The following is an 18,123-nucleotide window of genomic DNA, read 5'->3' as shown; positions in this document are numbered from 1 at the left end:
CACTGGTCAACTGATAGGACGTACACCGACAGTACTGGTCCTGTCACTGTAGATCGACGGGGCCGTGGACGAGCCCGGATCCGGCCACTCCGGGCCGGTGTGATGGCCGGTGGCACCGGCGAGGAGGCCCCGGTCGTCGCCGTCCACGACGCGGATCTCGCCGTCCGGGGAGGTGGGGTGGCACCGGGTTGGGGGCGAGGGCGGGGGCGGGGAGCTGAGGTGGCGCCGCGCCCCCAGGTACACCTGTCGCTTCGCCGGCTGTCAGGCCCGGACCTCGATGGCGGCGGGGTCGACGACGCCCTCCGGCATACCCGTGACCCCGGTCCTCGCCATGTCAGCGGCCCGTAGGTCGAGATGGTTGCGGTCGAAGCGGACACCGGGGGCCGGGGTGAGGGTGTGCACCAGGTGGGCGTGGGCGCCCGGTGCGGTGATGGTCAGTTCCGCCGTGCGGGGCCCGGTGCCGGTGCTCTCCAGGGCCGGTTCGCCGAAGGGGGTGTCCGTGAGCTCGGCGAAGAAGCGCCGGTCGGCCGGGAGGGCGGTGGCCGTCGCCGGACACCCGGGCGTAGCGGTCGGCGGTCAGGGTCAGGGTCAGGTCCCGGCCGGTCCGGCCCGTGCCACACCTACCAGGCATGCCGGTCGCCGTCCCGCTCGCCGTTGACCTCCGCCCAGCCCTCGGCCGGGTCCTCACCCCAGGGGCTGCCGGGCCAGTAGGGGGTGCGCCGCAGGACGAGGAGGTCCCCCTCGGCGCTCTCCGCCCCCCTCGGTCCTACTCCTCGTCCTCGTCGAAGTCCCGGTACACATCGTCATCGTCCCCGTCTCCGTCTCCGTCCGCGTCCGCCAGGGCCTGGGTGATCAGGCGGGTGGCGAAGTCGCGGTCGTCGGTGAGGTGGTTGATGTGCTCGGCCAGCAGAACGGCCGTGGCCTCCAGGGGAGTCATCTCCGTCTTCGTCCAGTCGCCGTACTGCCGGCGCCACAGGCTCGGGCTCAGGCCCGTCCCGGCCGCGATGAGCAGTCCGGCCATGGTGGGGATCGCCTCGGGGCTGACACTGCGGCGCATCATCGTCATGGAGGTGACAAGCGAGGGCACCACATACTCGATGACATCCTTGCCCTGGGCCTCGTGCGCCATCCGCAGCCACTTCATAAAGACATAGATGATCGAGCACACACCGTCCAGGACATCATCGGCTCCCCTGGCCCCCATCGACGCCGTGACCTGGGCCACCAGCGCCTGCTGTTCGGGGTCGCTGCCGCTCTTGCCGTCGTAGATGGCCTTGAGCTGGGAGTCGATCATCATGAGCGCCGCGCCCACGTCGCCGGCCGGTGCGTACGCGGGGTCGCAGGGTGATGAGGGCACGGGAATCCATACCTTTCTGTCGCGGAAGTCGCGGGTGGTCGCAGGTATCGCGGGTGTGGCAGGTATCGCAGGAGTCGCGGGTGTCCGCGGATCGCGTTCACCGACAGTAGACCTCCGATGACATGGGGTAGGGCGGTTCAGGGGTATTGACTCCATCCGGAGAAACGGACGGTGCGCTGTGATAGAAGGGGGCGCGTACTCAGGCGGGCACTACGGCATCGCACAACACCCGCCCCTCGTCGGCGACTTCACCGACCGTCCGGTCCCACCAGGCCCTGACCGGGGGCGAACACGACGGCGTGCGCCCGGTCGCGCAGAGCCAGTCCGTCCAGCACCCGCCCAGCTTGGGTCTGCTCCGTCGCCTCACCCAGATGGAGGTGCACACCCTCCCGGCGGGCCATCACCGAGCTCCTCGGCTGAGTGCCGGTCCGGGCGGAGCAACGCCCCGCCGGGGCATTGTCAGTGGCTGCCTCTAGCATTCGCCTCATCGTCACTCGTGGCGCATCGCGCGCCCCGGCACCGCCCGCCCCTCCCCATCTCCGGAGCCCCACATGCCCTACTCACCCGTCGCGGAACTCAATCTGCTCAAGGATCTCCAGGACTCCCTCGGCTACGGCGGTTTCGGCGACGGATTCGGGCTCACGGAGTACGGGGACATGTCCGGGCTGGTCGCGGGCTGGTCGGACGACCCGGAGTTCACAGCGCGGCTGGTGCCCTTCGCGCAGGCCACCGCCGGAGGGTCGTTCTACGCGCTGTGGCGGCTGGACGACCGCCCCGACCTTGCCACCCTGCCCATCGTGGTCTTCGGCGACGAGGGCGGACAGCATGTGGTGGCTCGGCATCTGCGGGAGCTGTTCCAGCTCATCGGCTTCGACGCCGAGATACGCGTCGACTGGGACAGCAGCTACTTCCACCGCGACGAGGACGACCCGCACTCCGACGGGCACGACACCTATCTGGCCTGGCTCGACCAGAATTTCGGGCTGCCGCCCGCGCGGGACCCGGACGCGGTCGTCGCGTCGGCCCAGGCCGAGTTCGGGCGCCGCTTCTCGGCCTGGGTCGGCCCCTTCCTCCCCTGAGCCGACCCCCCCACCCCCAAGACATCGATGAGCCGATGAGCAGGTAAGCCGATGAGTCACATATGCCCGGCGAGGCCGATGGGCCCGATGAGTCCGATGAGTCCGATGAAAGGTGCGTCCATGCACGGAGTGCCGCTGACCGAACGGGTCATAGCGCATGTCGCGGAGACGGTGCGCCGCGATCCCGGGGCGAGCGCCCTGTCGTATCAGGAGGTCCCCTGGGTGGAGGGCGGCACCGCGCGGCCGATGCCCGCCGGGGATCTGGCGCGGACCGTGTTCCCCTCCGGGCGCCCGCTGTCGCCGAGCCTGCGGGCCTGGATGGCGTACGACATGAGTCTGCTGGAGCGGCACGGCTGGTTCACCGAGGACGGTGACCTCGCGCCCCGGCCGGTCGATGAGTTGATCGGCGACGAGATGGGCGACTGGTGGGGCGAGGTCTTCGCCTGGCTGTCCGGGCACCTGCCCGAGTGCTTTCTGCTGCCGGGCGGGTCCGACTCCCGCCGGATCCTCGCCGTCACCGAGCCCGACGACCAGGGCGAGTACCCGATCCTGGCCCTGGACCTGGACGACATGCCCTATCTGGGGCTGATGTACCCGGGCTTCGATGTCTATGTGGCCGACACCGCCGGTCTCGCCGACCTCGGCGAGTACGAGACCTACAGCGACCTCGTCCACCATCGCACCTATGGTCCCCGGATGCGCCGGCACGCGGTGCAGGTCTTCGCCGGGGAATCCTGTGTGGAGTACCCCTTCGAGTTCACCCGGCTCCACTCCCGGCTCCACCCCGAAGCGGTGGACGGCCCTGCGAACGGCGGTGCCTGATGCTGACCCTGTCCACCTGGCCGGCCGGGTTCGGCCCGCTGACCGACCCCGCGCGCGTGGCGGACCGTACCGGCGGCCAGATCGCCGACTTCCTCCGGCACGACCACGGCTGGCGCCACCACCCCGGTGATCTGCGGCTGCCCGGCGACACCGAACTGGACATCGCGCTGGTCGTGGAGGGCGATCTGACGGTCGACGGCTTTCTGGACGACGATGTCTCCAGGCTCGGCATGCTCGTGGTCCTCGGTGATCTCGTGGTGCGGGATCTGCTGTCCTCGGGGGCGCTGTACGTCGGCGGCGATCTGCGCGCGGACGGTCTGGTCTACGGGTACTACAACGACTTCACCTTCGAGGTCGCCGGTGCCGTCCATGCGCGGGCCCTGATCCTGGACGACAAGTTCTCCGACTACCGCCGGGGCACGCTCGGCGTGGAGATCGACGCCTACGAGCCGACCCGGAAGCAGCTCCGCGCGGCCCGTGATCTCCTCGTCCCCGAGGTGTACGAGGACGGTGAGGAGCGCGCCCGGCGCGGCAGACTCCCCACCCTGGGCCGCCCGGAGTACGCGCGGGTCGCCGCGCGTCTGCACCGGGGTGAGCCGCTCTTCCGGCAGACCGACCGCGCCGATGCCGCCCCTGGCCACCCGTGATGGCGAGTGTGAGCGGCAGCACCGGACCCGAGGACCCCGACGGCCTGCACTCCCCTCTGGTGTTCGCCCGCCCCCTCTCCCCCGTCCGACTGGCCGCCCGCCTCGGCGCGGATCTCTCCTCGGCACGGGAAGGGGTCGTGGAGGACGAGGTGGAGCCGCTGCTGGGCGAGTGGTACCGGCCGGGCGGGTTCCGGGACGGGCTGATCCGGGTCGGCGAGCACAACGGCTGGGCCTTCGCGGTCGAGTACGGCGACGCGCGGGGCCGCGCCCGGCTGGCGGAGGCGTCCCGCGACGGCGGTGAGGCCGTACGGTACGAGCCGCCCGGGGCGGACCCGTCGGCCGAGCCCGCCGACTTCAGCCACGCGCGCGACGGCGCCGTCCTGTACGGGTACGGGCTGACGGCGGAGGACCGCCGCTACGGAACCCGGCGCGCGCTGCGCGATCTGCCGGTGCCCGATCTCGTCGCGGCGGGTCTGCTGACCCCGGACGGCGCCACCCGGATCCCGCCCCCGGACGGCCGGTACGGCACGGCGTGGCAGCAGAGCGTGGCCTTTGTGGAGCGCCGGTTCGGGCTCACGCTGTCGGCGAGGGCGTTCCGGGACCTGGCCGTGACCGCCTACCCGGTCCCCGACCCGGGGGACGCGCGCTGACCACCGCCGACCCGCGCCCCCGGCGGTCGCCGAGTGCGGCGACCCGGGTGAAGTGGGCACGGAACAGGGCTTCATGGCCGAGCGGCACCCGGAAGGCGAGCGAGGGCGCGGAGAGAGCGAGGAGTTCGAAGACGACCCCTCGGTCCGGCCGGAGACGCGGGTTCTCGTGGTCCGGTGGGAGCGGCCCCCGGGCGGAGACGATGTTCCGTCCGGGTGGTCCGGGCGGGCCGGGGTCACGCATGATGGGGCTCGACCGACGGTGTGGCCGGATTCAGGAGGCGGAACCATGAGCGGGGACAGAGCCATCATCTTCCGGGGCGAGGGGTCCGGGGAGTCCGACGAGCCCGGGGAGCGGGGCGGTTCCGGCCCGGCTCCGGTCCGTACGGGCCCCGAGGGTTCCGCCACCCACATTCTCACCGCCCCTGACCCCGCCACCGCGGCGGCGCTCGCGGCCGAGTATGTGGACCGGGGGGTGACCTCGGTCGAGTTGTGCGGGGCGACGGGGTATGTGTGGACGGCCGCGGTGGAGGCTGCGGTACGGGGCCGGGCGCGGGTGCGGACCGTGATGTACGGCTTCGAGTCCCTGCTCGATGTGGCCGACTTCAAGCGGGCCGCGTTCGCGGGCGAGCCCCTGGCGGCCCTGTTCCTCTACATCCAGCCGGGCGCCGACCCGGCCGAGGACCGGTTCGTCCGGGTCCTGGGCACCAGCACCTCGACGTACGTCGCCGTACCGGACCCGGCGTCTGGCGCAGCGGTCGCCGCGGAGTTCGCGGACGCGGTCCAGCTGATCGAGGTGTACGGCGACTGGGACGCGGAGTCGGTGGCGGCGGTGATCGGCGCGGTGGGGGAACGGGTGCCGGTGGGGGTGGCGGTGGCCGCGTAGGACGTACCGGCCCCATCTCCGCAACGCCCGGCAGGCCATCGGGTGCGTGGGCTGGCGCAAAGCCCTGACAACAGTGCGGGCTCCGGCACGTACGGGCCCGCGCCGGGCGGGCTCAGCCGCCCGGGTATCCGAGGACATCCCCCTCCCCCGGCCTCACCACGTCACCGGCAGGCTCAGTGGCCAGCGGCGGATGGTCTTGGTGTCCCAGGTGATGTCGGCGGGGGTGGTGGCGAGGCGGAGGCCGGGGAAGCGGGTCAGCAGGCCCGTGATGGCGATGTCGAGTTCGGCGCGGGCCAGTGGGGCCGCCACGCAGTGGTGGCCGCCCCAGCCGAACGTCATATGGGGGCGGCCCGGCCGGTCCAGGTCGAGGTCGTGCGGGTCGGGGAAGACGGCCGGGTCGCGGTTGGCGGCCAGGTAGGAGACATGGACGTAGTCCCCGGCGCGGATCAGGGTGCCTTCGACCCGGGTGTCCTCCAGGGCGATCCGGGGGATGCCGACGCCCTTGCGGAACGGGATGTAGCGCAGGAGTTCCTCCAGCGCCGCCGGGATGCGGGCCGGGTCGCGGGTGAGGGCGGCGTGTTCGGCGGGGCGGGTGAGCAGGAGGTAGGCGATGTCGGCGATCTGGCAGGTGGCCGTGTCGTTGCCGCTGAGGATCAGGGTGACGGCCAGTACCGCCAACTCGTCGTCACTCAGCGGTTCCTGGCCCTCCGGCGCGGCGGCGGTGGCCATCACGCTCAGCAGGTCCGTGCCGGGCGCCCGGCGCCGCTCCGGGACCAGCGCGGCGAAGTAGGAACGCAGTTGGGCCTTGGCGCCCGCGGCGTGCTTGCGGGACTCGGGGTCGGTGGACAGCAGCCTCAGGGTCTGGTCGCGCAGTTCGTCGCGGTCGGCCTCGGGCACGTCCAGCAGTTCGCAGATCGTCAGATGCGGTAGGGGCACCGCCAGTCGGGCCACCAGGTCCACGGGCGGTCCGGCCGCCGCCATCTCGGTGAGCAGCTCGGCCACCACCCGTTCCACCGCGGGGCGCATCGCGGCCACCCGGTCCCGGGTGAAGGCGACGGCCGCCGTCTGCCGCAGCCGGGTCGCGTGCGGCGGGTCGGCGACATTGACCGACTCCGGGGAGACGATCGGCTCCGGCGTCATCCGCGGATAGTCCCGCCCCACGATCGCCGCCCGGCTGAACCGCGGGTCGCAGGTCACCTGACGCACCCCGGCGAAGCTGGTCACCAGCCAGGCCCCGGCCTCCCCGTACGGCAGCCGGATACGGCTGACCGGGCCGCTGTCGGCCAGGTCGGCGAGGGTGGGGTCGTAGTCCAGCGCCTCGCTGAAGTCGAAGGGGCAGGTGAGCACCGGCGGGTCTTGGGACGGCATCAGGCTCCTCGGGACACGGACGGGCACAGTTGTCGTCAAGTGTCCGACCAGCTCATCCCCGCGGGTACCGGCGCGCGGGAGCAGCCGCCCGCGCTCCCACCGTCGTTTCACCACCTCCGGGGCGCCCGGAGACGGTGAAACGGATACTCCATCCGCATCTGCTACGGTGACGCGCGAGCGAGAAACGGATTACCTATCCGCTTCAAGTCGCGCCGAACCGAACCGGCGAGCGGGCGGGCGATCCAAACAAGGAACAGGTGTGCGATGGGGCGGTATGCGCAGCACAGGGCACTGGTCACGGCGGCAACGGGCGGTATCGGGTTCGAGACCGCGCGGGGCCTGGCCCGCGCGGGATACGCGGTGACGATGGTCGGCCGCGACGCCGGGCGGGGCGCCCGCGCGGTCGAGCGGATCGAGGCCGGGGAACCGGCCGGTACCGCGCGGTTCCTGGCCGCCGATCTCGCCTCCCTGGACGCGGTCCGCGCGCTCGCCGCGCGGGTCGCCGCCGACGGGCCGCTGAGCGTACTGGTGAACAACGTCGGCGCGATGTTCCCCGAGCGCCGGGAGACCGTCGACGGCATCGAGGCGTCCTTCGCCGTCAACCATCTCTCGCCCTACCTCCTCACCGAGTCGCTGCTGCCCGCGCTGCGCGCCGGGGCGCCGAGCCGCGTCGTCAACGTCACCTCTGGCGCGGTCGTCACCGCCCGGCGCGTCTTCGACGGGGCCGAACCGCCGGGCGGTTACTACGGCTTCCACTGGTACGGCCGCGCCAAGCTCGCCCACCTCGCCCACACCCTCGACCTCGCCCGGCGCTTGGACGGCACCGGCATCGCCGTCTTCGCGGCCGATCCGGGCGGGGCGGCGACCGAGATGACCGACGGCACCCTGCGCGACCCGAGGATCGTGTCGCCGGGGCTGCGGCTGCTGTGGCCGCTGGTGCGCCGCAGGTTCGAGCGGTCCACGTCGGGCCCGGCCGCGGAGGCCGCGCGGTCCTCGGTGTTCGCCGCGACGGACGGTTCGCTGACCGGGCGCACCGGGATCGTGATCGGGCCCGACGCCCGGCCGGTCACCCCGTTCCGCGCGGCGACCGATCCCCGGATCGCCGGTGCCGTCCGCCGACTGAGCGAGCACCTCGCACCCGGCCCCGACAAGGCATCCCGATGAGCCGCCCGCACAAACCCATCCGGATGAGCCATCCGGATAGGCTCGCCCCATGTCGACCACCCCCCTGCGCAAGGACGCCGCCCGGAACTGGGAGCGGATCGTCGCCGTCGCCCGCGCGCTCGTCGACGAGGGAACGCCGCTCCAGCTCAACGACGTGGCACGCCGGGCCGGACTCGGCGTCGGCACCGTCTACCGGCACTTCCCCACCGCCGACGCGCTGCTGGAGACCCTCGCCACACCCTGCCTGGAGTCGCTCACCGCGAGCGGGCACGAGGCCCTCGCCGACGACGACCCCGGCCGCGCACTCGCCGTCTTCCTGACCCGCACGATCGAGGCACAGGTCTCCGACACCACCCTCGCCGCGGTGACCGCCGCCGCCACGGACGCCCTGCCGCGCACCGGCGAACTCAAGCGCTCCCTGTGGTCGGTGGGCGACCTGCTCCTCACCCGCGCGCGGGAGGCCGGTGCCGTACGGTCCGATCTGACCGGGGAGGACCTGGTGCCGCTGATGTGCGGGATCGCGTACGCCGCTCAGGTGCACGGCGGGGCGGAGGACCGCGTGGAGACCGCCCGGCGGTATCTCGCCGTCCTGCTGGACGGGGTGCGCGACCGACCCGGGCCGGTCGACCACCGCCTCGGATCGGCCCCACTACCCTGCCCCCCATGACACGCGACCGGCCCCCCTCCCCCGCACCCCGCGACGACCGTCCCGAGGAGTCCCGGCGGGCCCGGCTCGGGCGGATCTTCGACGAGGACGCCGAGTTGTACGACCGGGCCCGGCCCGGGTATCCCGACGCGCTGTACGACGATCTCGCCGAGGTGGCGGGCGCCGGGCCCGGCAGCAGGGTGCTGGAGGTGGGCTGCGGCACCGGGCAGGCGACCGTGGCGCTGGCCCGGCGGGGCTGCCGGATCGTGGCCGTCGAGGCGGGCGCCCGGATGGCTGCCGTGGCGCGGCGGAAGCTGGCCGGGGTGGCGGACGCCGAGGTGGTGACGGCGGACTTCGAGACCTGGACGCCGCCGGAGGAGCCGTTCGACATGGTGCTCGCGGCCACCTCCTTCCACTGGCTCGACCCGGCGGTCCGGGTGACCCGGGCGGCCGACGTGCTGCGGGCGGGCGGCGCCCTGGCCGTCGTACGGACGCAGCATGTGCGGGGTGGTACCGAGGAGTTCTTCGTCGAGGTGCAGAGCTGCTACGAGCGTTTCGATCCGGCCACGCCGCCGGGGCTGCGGCCCGCCGGGGCCGAGGCGTACGACATGGCCGGGCACGCGGCGGAGGTGGCCCGCAGCGGGCGGTTCGGGCCGACCGTCGTCCGCCGCCATGAGCCGGAGATCGACTACACCACCGAGCGGTACGTGGAACTGCTGCGCACCTACTCGGGGCACCGGGCCCTGCCGGAGGACGCCCGGCGCGGGCTGCTGGAGTGTGTCGCGCGGCTGATCGACGGGCGGTACGGAGGGCGGGTCACCAAGCGGTACCTGGTCGAACTGGCGGTGTCGCGGACGCTCGGGGCGGCTCGGTGACCATCCCATGATTCACTCGTTTGACGTAGGGACGTGACCCTCACCTTCAGCCCTTGGGGGCAGTACCGAGATGTCCACCTCCCGCCGCAGCACCGACCAGCCCGCCGACCCGGACACCGTCACCGACGGCGGTGAGCACGTCCGTATCGGTCTCGACGAGGCCGAGGCGGCGCTGGTCGAGCAGTACACCCGGCTCGTCGTCCTGGCCTATCTGACCCTTCCCCCGTCCCTCACCCGGCACCGCCGGGTCCTGGTGGCGCACGGGCTGGTGCAGCGCGCGCTGCCCGGCCGCGGCACCCGCGGCGGTCCGGCCCCGGTGCCCGCCCCGCGCGGGTCGGCGCGGGGCGACCGGCCGGCGACCTGGCTGCGGGTGCGGGTGCTGCGCGCGGCGCTGTCGTACGACCGGCGTCCTCGGGTCTGGCCCCGGCCCGTGCCGCCGCCCGCCGCGCTGCGGACCCTGCTGCCGGTGGTGTGGGGGCTGCGGCTCTTCCCCCGGGCCGGTTCGGTGGAGGAGGTGGCTCTCGCGCAGGCCATGGCCCAGGCTCCGGCGGCCGGGCGGGCGGCGTTCGTGCTGCGGCGGCTGGAGGGGCTGGCGGATCCGGACGCGGAGGCGCTGCTGCGGGAGGCGGGCGCCGACGCCCCGGGGGACGCGGTACGGGCCTCCTACGCCGTGGAAGCCGAGGCCGGTGAGGGGGCGGGGGCGCTGCTGCTCTCGCGGGAGTTCGACGCCTGCACGGTGCAGTTGCGGCCGACCGATCTGCTGCGCAGGCGGCGCCGGTTCCGGCTGGCCGGGCTGGGCGCGGCCCTGGTGGTGGCCGCGGCCGGGACGCTGGTCGCGGTCGACACCGGGGGCGGGGCCGGGCGGGTCACGCCGGTGGCGCCGACCGGTGCGGTGACGGCGGACGAACTGGTGCGGGTCGCCTCCGACGTCTGGTCGGACACCGCGCGGGTCGATTTCACGGTCTGGCCCGTCCGGGGTGAACGGATCGGTGACCAGGGGCTGCTGGCGCGGGCCCTGGCGGTCTGGGCGGACCCCCCGCGCGAGGTCCCGGTCACCGCCGCGCCGGGCACGTCCACCACCGGCCCGGGACCGGTCCCGCAGTTGCTCTACGCGGGCGAGGTCGACGGGGAGACGGTGGTGCTGTTCCACGACGGCCAGCGCCTGGTCCGCTACGGCGAGCGGGACGGGGCGACGGCGCTGGACTTCGCGCGGGCGGACGACGCCGATGTGACGACCGCGGCGGCCGTCGCGGTGACCCGGCGTCCGGACGGGACGCGCTATCTGCTGGCCCCGTGGATCGCGGAGTCCGGCACGCGTGATCTGCTGCGGCCCGGCGCGGCGACCCGGCCGCTGGCGTCGGAGGGCGGGCTGACCGCGCCCGTACCGGTGCCGGTGCCCTCCGGCGGGGGCGCGTGCGGCAGCTGGCCCGTCCTCCAGTTACGTTCCTCCGATCTCATCGTCGAGAAGCACGCGTTCCTCGTCACCGATCTCGGCGATCCCAGCCCCGTCCACCTCGGCTACACCCCGCCGCCGTCGTCCGGGGACCCGGCCCGTCAGCCCCGGGAGGCGCTCAGCGCGCGGGCGCTGGCCAGTTGGGCGCGCAGTGCCTGCCGGCTGGCGGAGCTGCGCGGGCGGGGGGTGCGTGCGGTGAACGCGTGGGACTTCGCCGAGCAGGAGCTGCCCGAGGGCGCGGGGCGGGCGGTGTGGTCGTGCCGGCGGGCCTCGACCTGGCGGGGTCCGGGTGAGGTGGCGGTGGAGTTCAAGGCCCCGGCCGAGGCCGGGAGCGCCGACCCGGCGCGGGTGGTGGGCCGGGCGGGGCCCACGGCGGCGTGCGGGCGGTTCGGGCAGCATCTGGTGGCCGCCACCGGCTGGCGGGCCCCGGCGTCCGGTACGTCCTATCTGCTGGCGGCGGGCAGCCGGGAGGTCACCGGTATCGAGATCACCGGGGAGGTCACCGCCACCCGCGAGGGCCCCACCCTGGCCGAACGCGCGGACGAGGACGCCGAGGTGGAGGTCCGGGCCCGGCTGAGCACCGGGGAGGACCTTGCGCCGGTGGCGGGACCGGGCGGCTCCTGAGCGGCGGAGGTGTGCCGGGCGGCTCGCGGGGCTCGATGCCCCATCGAGCCCCGCGGCTCGATGCCCCATCGCCCGGCGACTCGCCGCTCGCGTGGGCGCGGGCCGCAATTGCCCCGCCCGGCGACTCCCCACCCACAAGGCGCGGGCCCCAAGTACCCCACCCAGCCACTCCCCACCCGCGAGGGCGCGGGCCCCGATGACCCCGCCCTGCGACTCCCGAAGCGCGAGAGCGCGGGCCCCGATGACCCCGCCCTGCGACTCCCACCCACAAAGGCGCGGGCCCCAACCACCCCACCCAGCCACTCCCCACCCACAAAGGCGCGGGCCCCAACCACCCCACCCAGCCACTCCCGCCCCGCGAACGCCTGTCATCCCGACACCCCACGGCCCCGATGCCCCCACCCAGCCGCTCCCGCCCCGCAAGAACGCGACCCCGATGCCCCCACCCGGCGACTCCCCACCCACCAGTGCGTGTCGGGACGACTCCGTGGTGCCCCCGCTGTGCATGCTGCCCAGTGGAGGCGCCCGCGCAGGTCGGGATGACCAGTGACCTGGGTCGCAGCCGCGCCTACCGTCGGTCTCCTCCCGTCGTCCCGGACACCGGACGGCGTGCGCATCAGCAGCAGGCGAGAGGACGTGCCCATGCTCAGAATCGGGATCGACGTCGGCGGCACCCATACCGACGCCGTGGTGATCCGCGACGGCCGGGTGGCCGGTGCCATCAAGACCGCCACCACGGCCGATGTGACCGGGGGCATCGTCGAGGCCCTCGCCGGACTGCGGGGCGCCACCGGGTTCGACCCCGCCGAGGTCGCCGCCGTGATGATCGGGACGACCCACTTCATCAACGCGCTGGTGGAGGGCGACCGGCTCGCCCCCACCGCCGCGATCCGCTTCGGTCTGCCCGCCACCCGCGCGCTGCCGCCGCTGGTGGACTGGCCGGAGCGGCTGCGCACCGCCATCGGCGGGCACAGCCATCTCTGCCACGGCGGGCACGAGTACGACGGCAGCGAGATCGAGCCGTTCGACGAGGCCGAGTTCCGGGCGGTGCTGGAGCGGGCCGTCGAGGGCGGGGCCCGTTCGTTCGCGCTGTCGTCGGTGTTCTCCCCGGTGAACGCCGAGTTCGAGCTGCGCGCCGCCCGGATCATCGCGGAGCAGTTGCCCGGTGCCCCGGTGAGCCTGTCCCACGAGATCGGCCGGATGGGTCTGCTGGGCCGGGAGAACGCGACCGTCATCAACGCGGCGCTGTGCGATCTCGCCGACACCGTGGCCGGTGGGCTCACCCGGACCGTCGCGGAGGCCGGGATCACCGCGCCGGTGTTCCTGAGCCAGAACGACGGCACGCTGATGGACATCGAGTACGCCCGCCGCTATCCGGTGGTCACCTTCGCGTCCGGTCCCACCAACTCGATGCGCGGCGCGGCCTTCCTGTCCGGGTCGCTGTCCTGCGCGGTGGTCGATGTCGGCGGCACCACCACCGATGTGGGCGTGCTCCAGCAGGGCTTCCCGCGCGAGGCGTCGGCCGATGTCAGTGTCGCGGGCGTGCAGACCAACTTCCGGATGCCGGACGTCCTGTCCGTCGCGATCGGCGGCGGCAGCGAGGTCTCCGGCGACGGCCGTACGGTCGGTCCGGCGAGCGTCGGCTACCGGCTCACCGAACGGGCGCTGGTCTTCGGCGGCGACCGGCTCACCGCCACCGATCTCGCGGTCGCCGCCGGACGGGCCGACATCGGGGACGCGTCCCTGGTCAAGGATCTGAGCCCGGCGCTGGTCGCGGACGCCCTCGCCCGGGTCGGCGAGCGGATGGCGGAGATCGTGGACCGGATGCGGGTGTCGGCGGAGCCGGTGCCGGTGGTCGCGGTGGGCGGCGGCAGCATCCTGGTGCCGGACGATCTGCCGGGCGCTTCCGGCGTCGTACGGCCCGAGCACTTCGCCGTGGCCAATGCCATCGGCGCGGCCATCGCCCAGGTCGGCGGGGAGGTCGACCGGGTGTTCTCGGTGGCCGGACGGCAGCGGCAGGCGGTGCTGGACGAGGCCCGGCAGGAGGCCGTGGACCGGGCGGTCGCGGCCGGTGCCCGGCCCGGCTCGGTCGAGATCGTGGACATCGAGGAGGTTCCCCTCGCCTACCTCCCGGGCAACGCGACCCGCATCCGGGTCAAGGCGGTCGGTGACCTGGCCCTGGACGGCGCGATGGTCACGGACGGCGGGCGGAACGGATTCACCGGACGGAACGAGAACGGAGACGGCGATGCGTGAGATCACGGACCGGGAGCTGCCGGACATGGCCCGGGGCGCCGCCGTCCTCGGCACCGGCGGCGGGGGCGACCCGTATGTGGGGCGGCTGCTCGCGCAGGAGGCGGTACGGCTCCATGGGCCGGTGAGCCTGGTCGACGTGGACGAGGTCCCGGACGACGCGGTGGTGGTGCCGACGGCGTTCATGGGGGCGCCGACCGTGCTGGTGGAGAAGCTGCCGTCCGGGGCGGAGATGACCAGCGCGCTGCGCGCGGTGGAGGAGCTCATCGGCCGGCCCGCCACCCACACCGTCTCCATCGAGGCGGGCGGCCTGAACTCGATGATCCCGATCACCGCCGCCGCCGAGCTGGGGCTGCCGCTGATCGACGCCGACGGCATGGGCCGGGCCTTCCCCGAACTCCAGATGCTGCTGCCCACCCTCGGCGGGATCCTCGCCTCCCCCATGGCCCTCGCCGACGAGCGCGGCAACACCCTCGGTGTGCGGGCCGTCGACAACGGCTGGGCGGAGCGGCTGGCGCGGACGGCGACGGTGGAGATGGGGTGCAGCGCGGGCGTCAGCCTGTACGTACTGACCGGCCGTCAGGTCAAGGAGCATCTGGTGCGGGGCACCATGACGCTGTGCGAGCGGCTCGGCCGGGCGATCCGCGAGGCGGCCGACGCGCACACCGACCCGGTGGACGCGGCGGCGGCCGTGCTGGGCGGGCGGCTGGTCTTCACCGGCAAGGTCACCGATGTCCAGCGGCGCACCGAGGGCGGGTTCGTACGGGGTGAGGCGCTGTTCGACGGGCTCGGCGCCGATCTGGGGCACGGGCTTCAGCTGTCGTTCCAGAACGAGAACCTGGTCGCCCGGCGGGACGGCGAGGTCGTGGTCAGCGTCCCGGACCTGATCTGTGTCCTCGACACCGACAGCGGCACCCCGGTCACCACCGAGGGCCTGCGCTACGGGATGCGGGTGAGCGTGCTCGCGGCCCCCTGCGACGAACGGTGGCGCAGCCCGGAGGGCCTCGCCCTGGCCGGACCGGCGTACTTCGGCTACGACCACCCGTATGTGCCGGTGTGAGCACCGGACCGGGGCCGCGCCCGTATGACCGTCCTCCCCGTCCTCCCCGTTCTCCTCCCTGTGTGCCGTCGTGACCGCTCTCCTGCATGATCGGAGCGTGACCAGGACGGACGATGGCGGCCGTGACCCGGCCCGCAGGGCGGAGGACCCGGGCGGCCTTGCGCGGCTGACGGCCGGGGAGGTGCCCGCGCTGGCCGCCGGGGCGGCCCTGCTGGGCTCCGGCGGTGGCGGGAACGTGTCCGCCGGGGCCCGGCTGCTGCGCCACGCGCTGGACGCGCGGGGCGGCGACGGCGTCCCCGTGGTGCGCGCGGACGGGCTGCCCCCGGACACCCTGATCGTGCACGTCGGGCTGATCGGGGCGCCGGATGTGCTGGAGGAACGGCTCTTCGCCGCCGAGGACTTCGGACGGGCCCTGCGGGCGGTGGAGGAGACGGTCGGGGGCGTGGCCGGGGCGGTCGGGGTGATCGAGATCGGCGGGCTGAACGCGCTGACCCCGCCGCTCGCCGCCGCGCATCTGGGACTGCCGGTCGTCGACGGCGATCTGATGGGCCGTGCCTTCCCGCGCCTGTTCCAGACCACCCTCGCCCTGCACGGCCGCCCGGCGGAGCCGATCGCGGTGGTGGGGCCCGGCGGGGACACCGTCGTCGTCCGCCGCTGCACCGCCCGCAGGGCCGAGCGCATCGTCCGGGCGAACGCGGCGGCCCTGGGCGGAGCCGCCGCGATCGCCCTGTACGCCGTCACCGCCGCCGACCTCACGGCGTACGGCATCCCGGGTTCGCTGGGCCGCTGTGTCACGCTCGGGGCCGGTTTCCTGGCGGCGCGGGACGCGCCCGTCGACACCCTGTGCGCGCGGCTGGGCGCCCGGCTGCTCGGGCAGGGCCGGGTGGACGAGATCGTGCCGCGCGACGGGACCGTCCCGGGCAGCGCGACCCTGCTGGACCGGGTGTCGGGGGCCGTGCTGCGGGTGGATCTGCTGGACGAGTATCTGACGGTGGCCGTGGACGGCCGTACGGTGGCGGCGACCCCGGAGGTCGTCGTCGCGCTCGACCCGGCCGGGCGGGCCCCGGTCCACTGCGATCAGCTGAGGCCGGGTCAGCAGCTGGCCCTGCTGCGGCTGCCGCCCCTCGTACGGTGGCCCCGGACGGCGGACGGCCTGGTGGGACCGGCGGCGTACGGGCTGGTCACGGACCGGGAGGGGGCGGGGTGAGCGGCCGGGCGAGCGTGGCGGAGCTGCTGGCGGAGCCGGGGCTCGCGGACGCGGTGGTGCTCGCTGGGCGGGCGGGTCTGTCGCGGCCGGTGACCGATGTCAGCTGGTACGCGGGGCGGCTGGAGGAGGTGGCCGGGCATCTGGTGGTGTGCGAGGAGGCCACGGTGTCGCCGCCGTACCGGCTGGACGCGCTGGTCCGGCGGGCGCAGGAGGCCGGGGCGGCGGCGCTGCTGATCACCGCGGACCGGACCCGGCCGCTGCTGTCGAGCCTGCGGCTCGCCGACCGGCTCCGGATCCCCGTCCTGCGCGTCGAGCACGGCGATCCGCCCCGGCTGCTGCACGCCCTGACGGTGCGGGTCCGGGCGTACGAGCTGGAGCGGGCGCGGACCGTGCTGGAGTTGCTGCGGCAGCTCGGGGCGCGCAGGTCCGGGCTGGAGATCCTCGCCGCCGCCGGGCGGGTGCTGGCGCTGCCGCTGTCCCTGCTGGGCCCGGACGGCACCCCGATCACCGGTGAGCCGGTGGTGCTGCCGCCGGAACTGCGGCTGGATCTGCCGGTCGCGCAGCGCTCGGCGCGGCTGCTGGTGCATCCCGTGCAGGATCTGGACGGCACCCGGGCCGCCGCCTGGCTGGCCGGGGCGCTGCCGGGTCCGGCCGGGGAGGAGCGCCGGGAGACGGTGGCGGTGGGGCTCGCGATGACGGAGCCGTTCGTCCGGGCGTGGCTGGCCGGGCGGCGGGCGCGGGCCGACCGGGACGCCGCGTTCCGGGCCCGGCTGCTGGCGGAGGTGCTGGCCGGGCGGGACTCGGTGAGCCGGTCGGTGGTCGAGTCGGCGCTGTCCCTGGGCTGGCGGCTCGCGGACTGGCATGTCGGCGTCCATCTCCTCGCCGCCCACCCGCGCGGCGCCCAGGGCCGTGACGACGTCCTGGCCCGGCTGGGCACCGCCCTCGACGCCCAGGGCGTGCGGACGGTCGCCGTGGTGGACCGCGGCGACGGCTGGGCGGCCTGGACCAGCGACGACCGCGAACCCCCGGGCACCGCCGCCCGCGAACTGCTGAGGGCGGTGCGTACGGCGGTGACGGCGCTGCCCCGCGAGTGGGGGGCGGTCGCCGGGATCGGCCGTCCGCACCCGGGGCCGGGCGGGCTCGCAAAGACCCTCGCCGAGGCCCGGGACGCGGCGGGGCTGGCCCGCAGCCACGGGTTCCGTCCGGCCGTGGAGCACGCCGACGAACTCGGTGTCGCCCGGCTGCTGGCGACCTGGCAGGAGTCCGAGGTCACCCGCGCCTTCGCCGAATCGGCGCTGGCCCCGCTGCGGGGCCCCGAGCACACCGCTCTGCTGGCCACCTTGCGGGTGTTCCTGGAGAGCGGCGGTTCGGTGACGTCCGCCGCGCAGGCCCTCGGCGTCCACCGCAACACGGTCGGCACCCGGCTCCGGCAGGTACGCGAGCTGCTCGGGGTGGACCTGGACGATCCGAGCCGGCGCCTCGCGCTGCAACTGGCCTGCCGGGCCCTGGACACCGGGCCCTGAGGCACCTGGGGTGCGGGGCCGGTCGGGTCAGATGTACTCGCAGTCGATCGTCGGGTCGGAGAGGCTGTCCACGGGGGCGCCGGGCACCGGCCGGTTGTCGGAGCCGCCGCTGACGTACACGGCCGAGATCCAGCCCAGGGACCGGCCCGGGGTGATGATCTGGACCCAGTAGGTGTTGGTGTAGGGGCCGTCGGTCACCCGGCCGGACTCACCGGCGTCGAGCTGGCAGTACGCCTTCACCGTGACCCGGGTGAGGCGTTCGGTGGTGGCGAGGTCGCAGGAGGTGCTCTGGCAGGAGCGGACGCGGACGTCGGAGGCCCAGATGTGGACCGAGCCGCTCGGCGGGTGCGCGGCGGCCGGCTGGGCGAGGCCGAGGAGGATCGACGCGGTGGCGGTGAGCAGTCCGGCCAGGACCCGCAGGGGGCGGCGGGGCGTGGTGCGGGTCGTCGTCGTGGGGGTCATGGTGGGCGTCATGGTGGGGGTCATGGTGGGGGTCCTCTCCCGGCGGTGGA

18 protein-coding genes are annotated in these 18,123 nt (G+C 74.4%); 13 read left to right on the top strand and 5 right to left on the bottom strand.

Annotation, left to right across the window (positions count from 1 at the left end; all coding sequences use genetic code 11):
- Positions 1-261 precede the first annotated feature (261 nt).
- From ABZX40_RS31725 to ABZX40_RS31715, 3 genes are all read right to left on the bottom strand, one after another.
- Positions 262-402 carry a hypothetical protein gene (locus tag ABZX40_RS31725; protein ID WP_355733544.1) on the bottom strand — a complete coding sequence of 47 codons (141 nt, stop codon included), beginning with the start codon at positions 400-402 and terminating at the stop codon, positions 262-264.
- Positions 403-766: 364 nt separating this feature from the next.
- Positions 767-1,297 carry a hypothetical protein gene (locus ABZX40_RS31720; RefSeq protein WP_355733917.1) on the bottom strand — a complete coding sequence of 177 codons (531 nt, stop codon included), beginning with the start codon at positions 1,295-1,297 and terminating at the stop codon, positions 767-769.
- A gap of 308 nt (positions 1,298-1,605) precedes the next feature.
- Positions 1,606-1,758, bottom strand: a complete 153-nt coding sequence (locus tag ABZX40_RS31715; RefSeq protein ID WP_355733546.1) for a hypothetical protein — start codon at positions 1,756-1,758, stop codon at positions 1,606-1,608.
- Positions 1,759-1,908: 150 nt separating this feature from the next.
- Between ABZX40_RS31715 and ABZX40_RS31710 the strand changes: the two genes are divergently transcribed.
- From ABZX40_RS31710 to ABZX40_RS31690, 5 genes are all read left to right on the top strand, one after another.
- Positions 1,909-2,436: a hypothetical protein gene (locus ABZX40_RS31710; RefSeq protein WP_355733549.1), complete on the top strand. Its 528-nt coding sequence runs from the start codon at positions 1,909-1,911 to the stop codon at positions 2,434-2,436.
- A 120-nt stretch (positions 2,437-2,556) separates the two neighbouring features.
- Complete coding sequence (locus ABZX40_RS31705; RefSeq protein ID WP_355733552.1) at positions 2,557-3,258, top strand: hypothetical protein; 702 nt, start codon at positions 2,557-2,559, stop codon at positions 3,256-3,258.
- Positions 3,258-3,905 (top strand): hypothetical protein, encoded by a 648-nt coding sequence (locus ABZX40_RS31700; protein ID WP_355733555.1) that lies wholly within the window; start codon positions 3,258-3,260, stop codon positions 3,903-3,905. Before ABZX40_RS31705 ends, ABZX40_RS31700 begins: the two co-directional genes overlap by 1 nt.
- An 8-nt stretch (positions 3,906-3,913) precedes the next feature.
- Entirely contained in the window at positions 3,914-4,555 is a 642-nt protein-coding gene (locus ABZX40_RS31695) for a hypothetical protein (RefSeq protein ID WP_355733558.1), read from the top strand.
- A gap of 286 nt (positions 4,556-4,841) precedes the next feature.
- Positions 4,842-5,438: a DUF6506 family protein gene (locus ABZX40_RS31690; RefSeq protein WP_355733561.1), complete on the top strand. Its 597-nt coding sequence runs from the start codon at positions 4,842-4,844 to the stop codon at positions 5,436-5,438.
- Positions 5,439-5,591: 153 nt separating this feature from the next.
- Here the strand turns inward: ABZX40_RS31690 and ABZX40_RS31685 are convergent, their stop codons facing one another.
- Positions 5,592-6,806: a cytochrome P450 gene (locus ABZX40_RS31685; protein ID WP_355733563.1), complete on the bottom strand. Its 1,215-nt coding sequence runs from the start codon at positions 6,804-6,806 to the stop codon at positions 5,592-5,594.
- A gap of 264 nt (positions 6,807-7,070) precedes the next feature.
- On the opposite strand from ABZX40_RS31685, the gene ABZX40_RS31680 reads away from it, so the two are divergent.
- From ABZX40_RS31680 to ABZX40_RS31645, 8 genes are all read left to right on the top strand, one after another.
- Positions 7,071-7,970 (top strand): SDR family NAD(P)-dependent oxidoreductase, encoded by a 900-nt coding sequence (locus ABZX40_RS31680; RefSeq protein WP_355733566.1) that lies wholly within the window; start codon positions 7,071-7,073, stop codon positions 7,968-7,970.
- A gap of 49 nt (positions 7,971-8,019) precedes the next feature.
- Positions 8,020-8,637, top strand: a complete 618-nt coding sequence (locus tag ABZX40_RS31675) for a TetR/AcrR family transcriptional regulator (protein WP_355733569.1) — start codon at positions 8,020-8,022, stop codon at positions 8,635-8,637.
- Positions 8,634-9,491: a class I SAM-dependent methyltransferase gene (locus ABZX40_RS31670; protein WP_355733572.1), complete on the top strand. Its 858-nt coding sequence runs from the start codon at positions 8,634-8,636 to the stop codon at positions 9,489-9,491. Before ABZX40_RS31675 ends, ABZX40_RS31670 begins: the two co-directional genes overlap by 4 nt.
- Before the next feature lie 70 nt (positions 9,492-9,561).
- Positions 9,562-11,568 carry a hypothetical protein gene (locus ABZX40_RS31665; RefSeq protein ID WP_355733574.1) on the top strand — a complete coding sequence of 669 codons (2,007 nt, stop codon included), beginning with the start codon at positions 9,562-9,564 and terminating at the stop codon, positions 11,566-11,568.
- Between the two features lie 642 nt (positions 11,569-12,210).
- Positions 12,211-13,824 (top strand): hydantoinase/oxoprolinase family protein, encoded by a 1,614-nt coding sequence (locus tag ABZX40_RS31660; protein WP_355733577.1) that lies wholly within the window; start codon positions 12,211-12,213, stop codon positions 13,822-13,824.
- Positions 13,817-14,881, top strand: coding sequence for a DUF917 domain-containing protein (locus ABZX40_RS31655; RefSeq protein WP_355733580.1), 1,065 nt, complete (start codon positions 13,817-13,819; stop codon positions 14,879-14,881). Before ABZX40_RS31660 ends, ABZX40_RS31655 begins: the two co-directional genes overlap by 8 nt.
- Before the next feature lie 97 nt (positions 14,882-14,978).
- Positions 14,979-16,088 carry a DUF917 domain-containing protein gene (locus ABZX40_RS31650; protein ID WP_355733584.1) on the top strand — a complete coding sequence of 370 codons (1,110 nt, stop codon included), beginning with the start codon at positions 14,979-14,981 and terminating at the stop codon, positions 16,086-16,088.
- Positions 16,085-17,611 carry a helix-turn-helix domain-containing protein gene (locus ABZX40_RS31645; protein ID WP_355733587.1) on the top strand — a complete coding sequence of 509 codons (1,527 nt, stop codon included), beginning with the start codon at positions 16,085-16,087 and terminating at the stop codon, positions 17,609-17,611. Before ABZX40_RS31650 ends, ABZX40_RS31645 begins: the two co-directional genes overlap by 4 nt.
- A 27-nt stretch (positions 17,612-17,638) precedes the next feature.
- On the opposite strand, the gene ABZX40_RS31640 is transcribed toward ABZX40_RS31645, so the two are convergent.
- Complete coding sequence (locus tag ABZX40_RS31640) at positions 17,639-18,097, bottom strand: hypothetical protein (RefSeq protein ID WP_355733590.1); 459 nt, start codon at positions 18,095-18,097, stop codon at positions 17,639-17,641.
- Between the last annotated feature and the right edge of the window lie 26 nt (positions 18,098-18,123).

This window comes from Streptomyces sp. NPDC004610 (assembly GCF_040609715.1).
In the GTDB taxonomy this organism is placed as follows: Bacteria; Actinomycetota; Actinomycetes; order Streptomycetales; family Streptomycetaceae; genus Streptomyces.
The sequence above is the reverse complement of the archived record's forward strand: the minus strand, read 5'-3'. Positions and strand labels throughout refer to the sequence as shown.

What these genes read in the sequence shown, in the direction of transcription:
- ABZX40_RS31665 (WP_355733574.1), top strand. Translation starts at nt 9,562, where the DNA reads ATGTCCACCTCCCGCCGCAGCACCGACCAGCCCGCCGACCCGGACACC.
- ABZX40_RS31715 (WP_355733546.1), bottom strand. Translation starts at nt 1,758, where the DNA reads ATGGCCCGCCGGGAGGGTGTGCACCTCCATCTGGGTGAGGCGACGGAG.
- ABZX40_RS31675 (WP_355733569.1), top strand. Translation starts at nt 8,020, where the DNA reads ATGTCGACCACCCCCCTGCGCAAGGACGCCGCCCGGAACTGGGAGCGG.
- ABZX40_RS31700 (WP_355733555.1), top strand. Translation starts at nt 3,258, where the DNA reads ATGCTGACCCTGTCCACCTGGCCGGCCGGGTTCGGCCCGCTGACCGAC.
- ABZX40_RS31640 (WP_355733590.1), bottom strand. Translation starts at nt 18,097, where the DNA reads ATGACCCCCACCATGACGCCCACCATGACCCCCACGACGACGACCCGC.
- ABZX40_RS31710 (WP_355733549.1), top strand. Translation starts at nt 1,909, where the DNA reads ATGCCCTACTCACCCGTCGCGGAACTCAATCTGCTCAAGGATCTCCAG.
- ABZX40_RS31720 (WP_355733917.1), bottom strand. Translation starts at nt 1,297, where the DNA reads ATGATGATCGACTCCCAGCTCAAGGCCATCTACGACGGCAAGAGCGGC.
- ABZX40_RS31660 (WP_355733577.1), top strand. Translation starts at nt 12,211, where the DNA reads ATGCTCAGAATCGGGATCGACGTCGGCGGCACCCATACCGACGCCGTG.
- ABZX40_RS31690 (WP_355733561.1), top strand. Translation starts at nt 4,842, where the DNA reads ATGAGCGGGGACAGAGCCATCATCTTCCGGGGCGAGGGGTCCGGGGAG.
- ABZX40_RS31670 (WP_355733572.1), top strand. Translation starts at nt 8,634, where the DNA reads ATGACACGCGACCGGCCCCCCTCCCCCGCACCCCGCGACGACCGTCCC.
- ABZX40_RS31655 (WP_355733580.1), top strand. Translation starts at nt 13,817, where the DNA reads ATGCGTGAGATCACGGACCGGGAGCTGCCGGACATGGCCCGGGGCGCC.
- ABZX40_RS31705 (WP_355733552.1), top strand. Translation starts at nt 2,557, where the DNA reads ATGCACGGAGTGCCGCTGACCGAACGGGTCATAGCGCATGTCGCGGAG.
- ABZX40_RS31680 (WP_355733566.1), top strand. Translation starts at nt 7,071, where the DNA reads ATGGGGCGGTATGCGCAGCACAGGGCACTGGTCACGGCGGCAACGGGC.
- ABZX40_RS31685 (WP_355733563.1), bottom strand. Translation starts at nt 6,806, where the DNA reads ATGCCGTCCCAAGACCCGCCGGTGCTCACCTGCCCCTTCGACTTCAGC.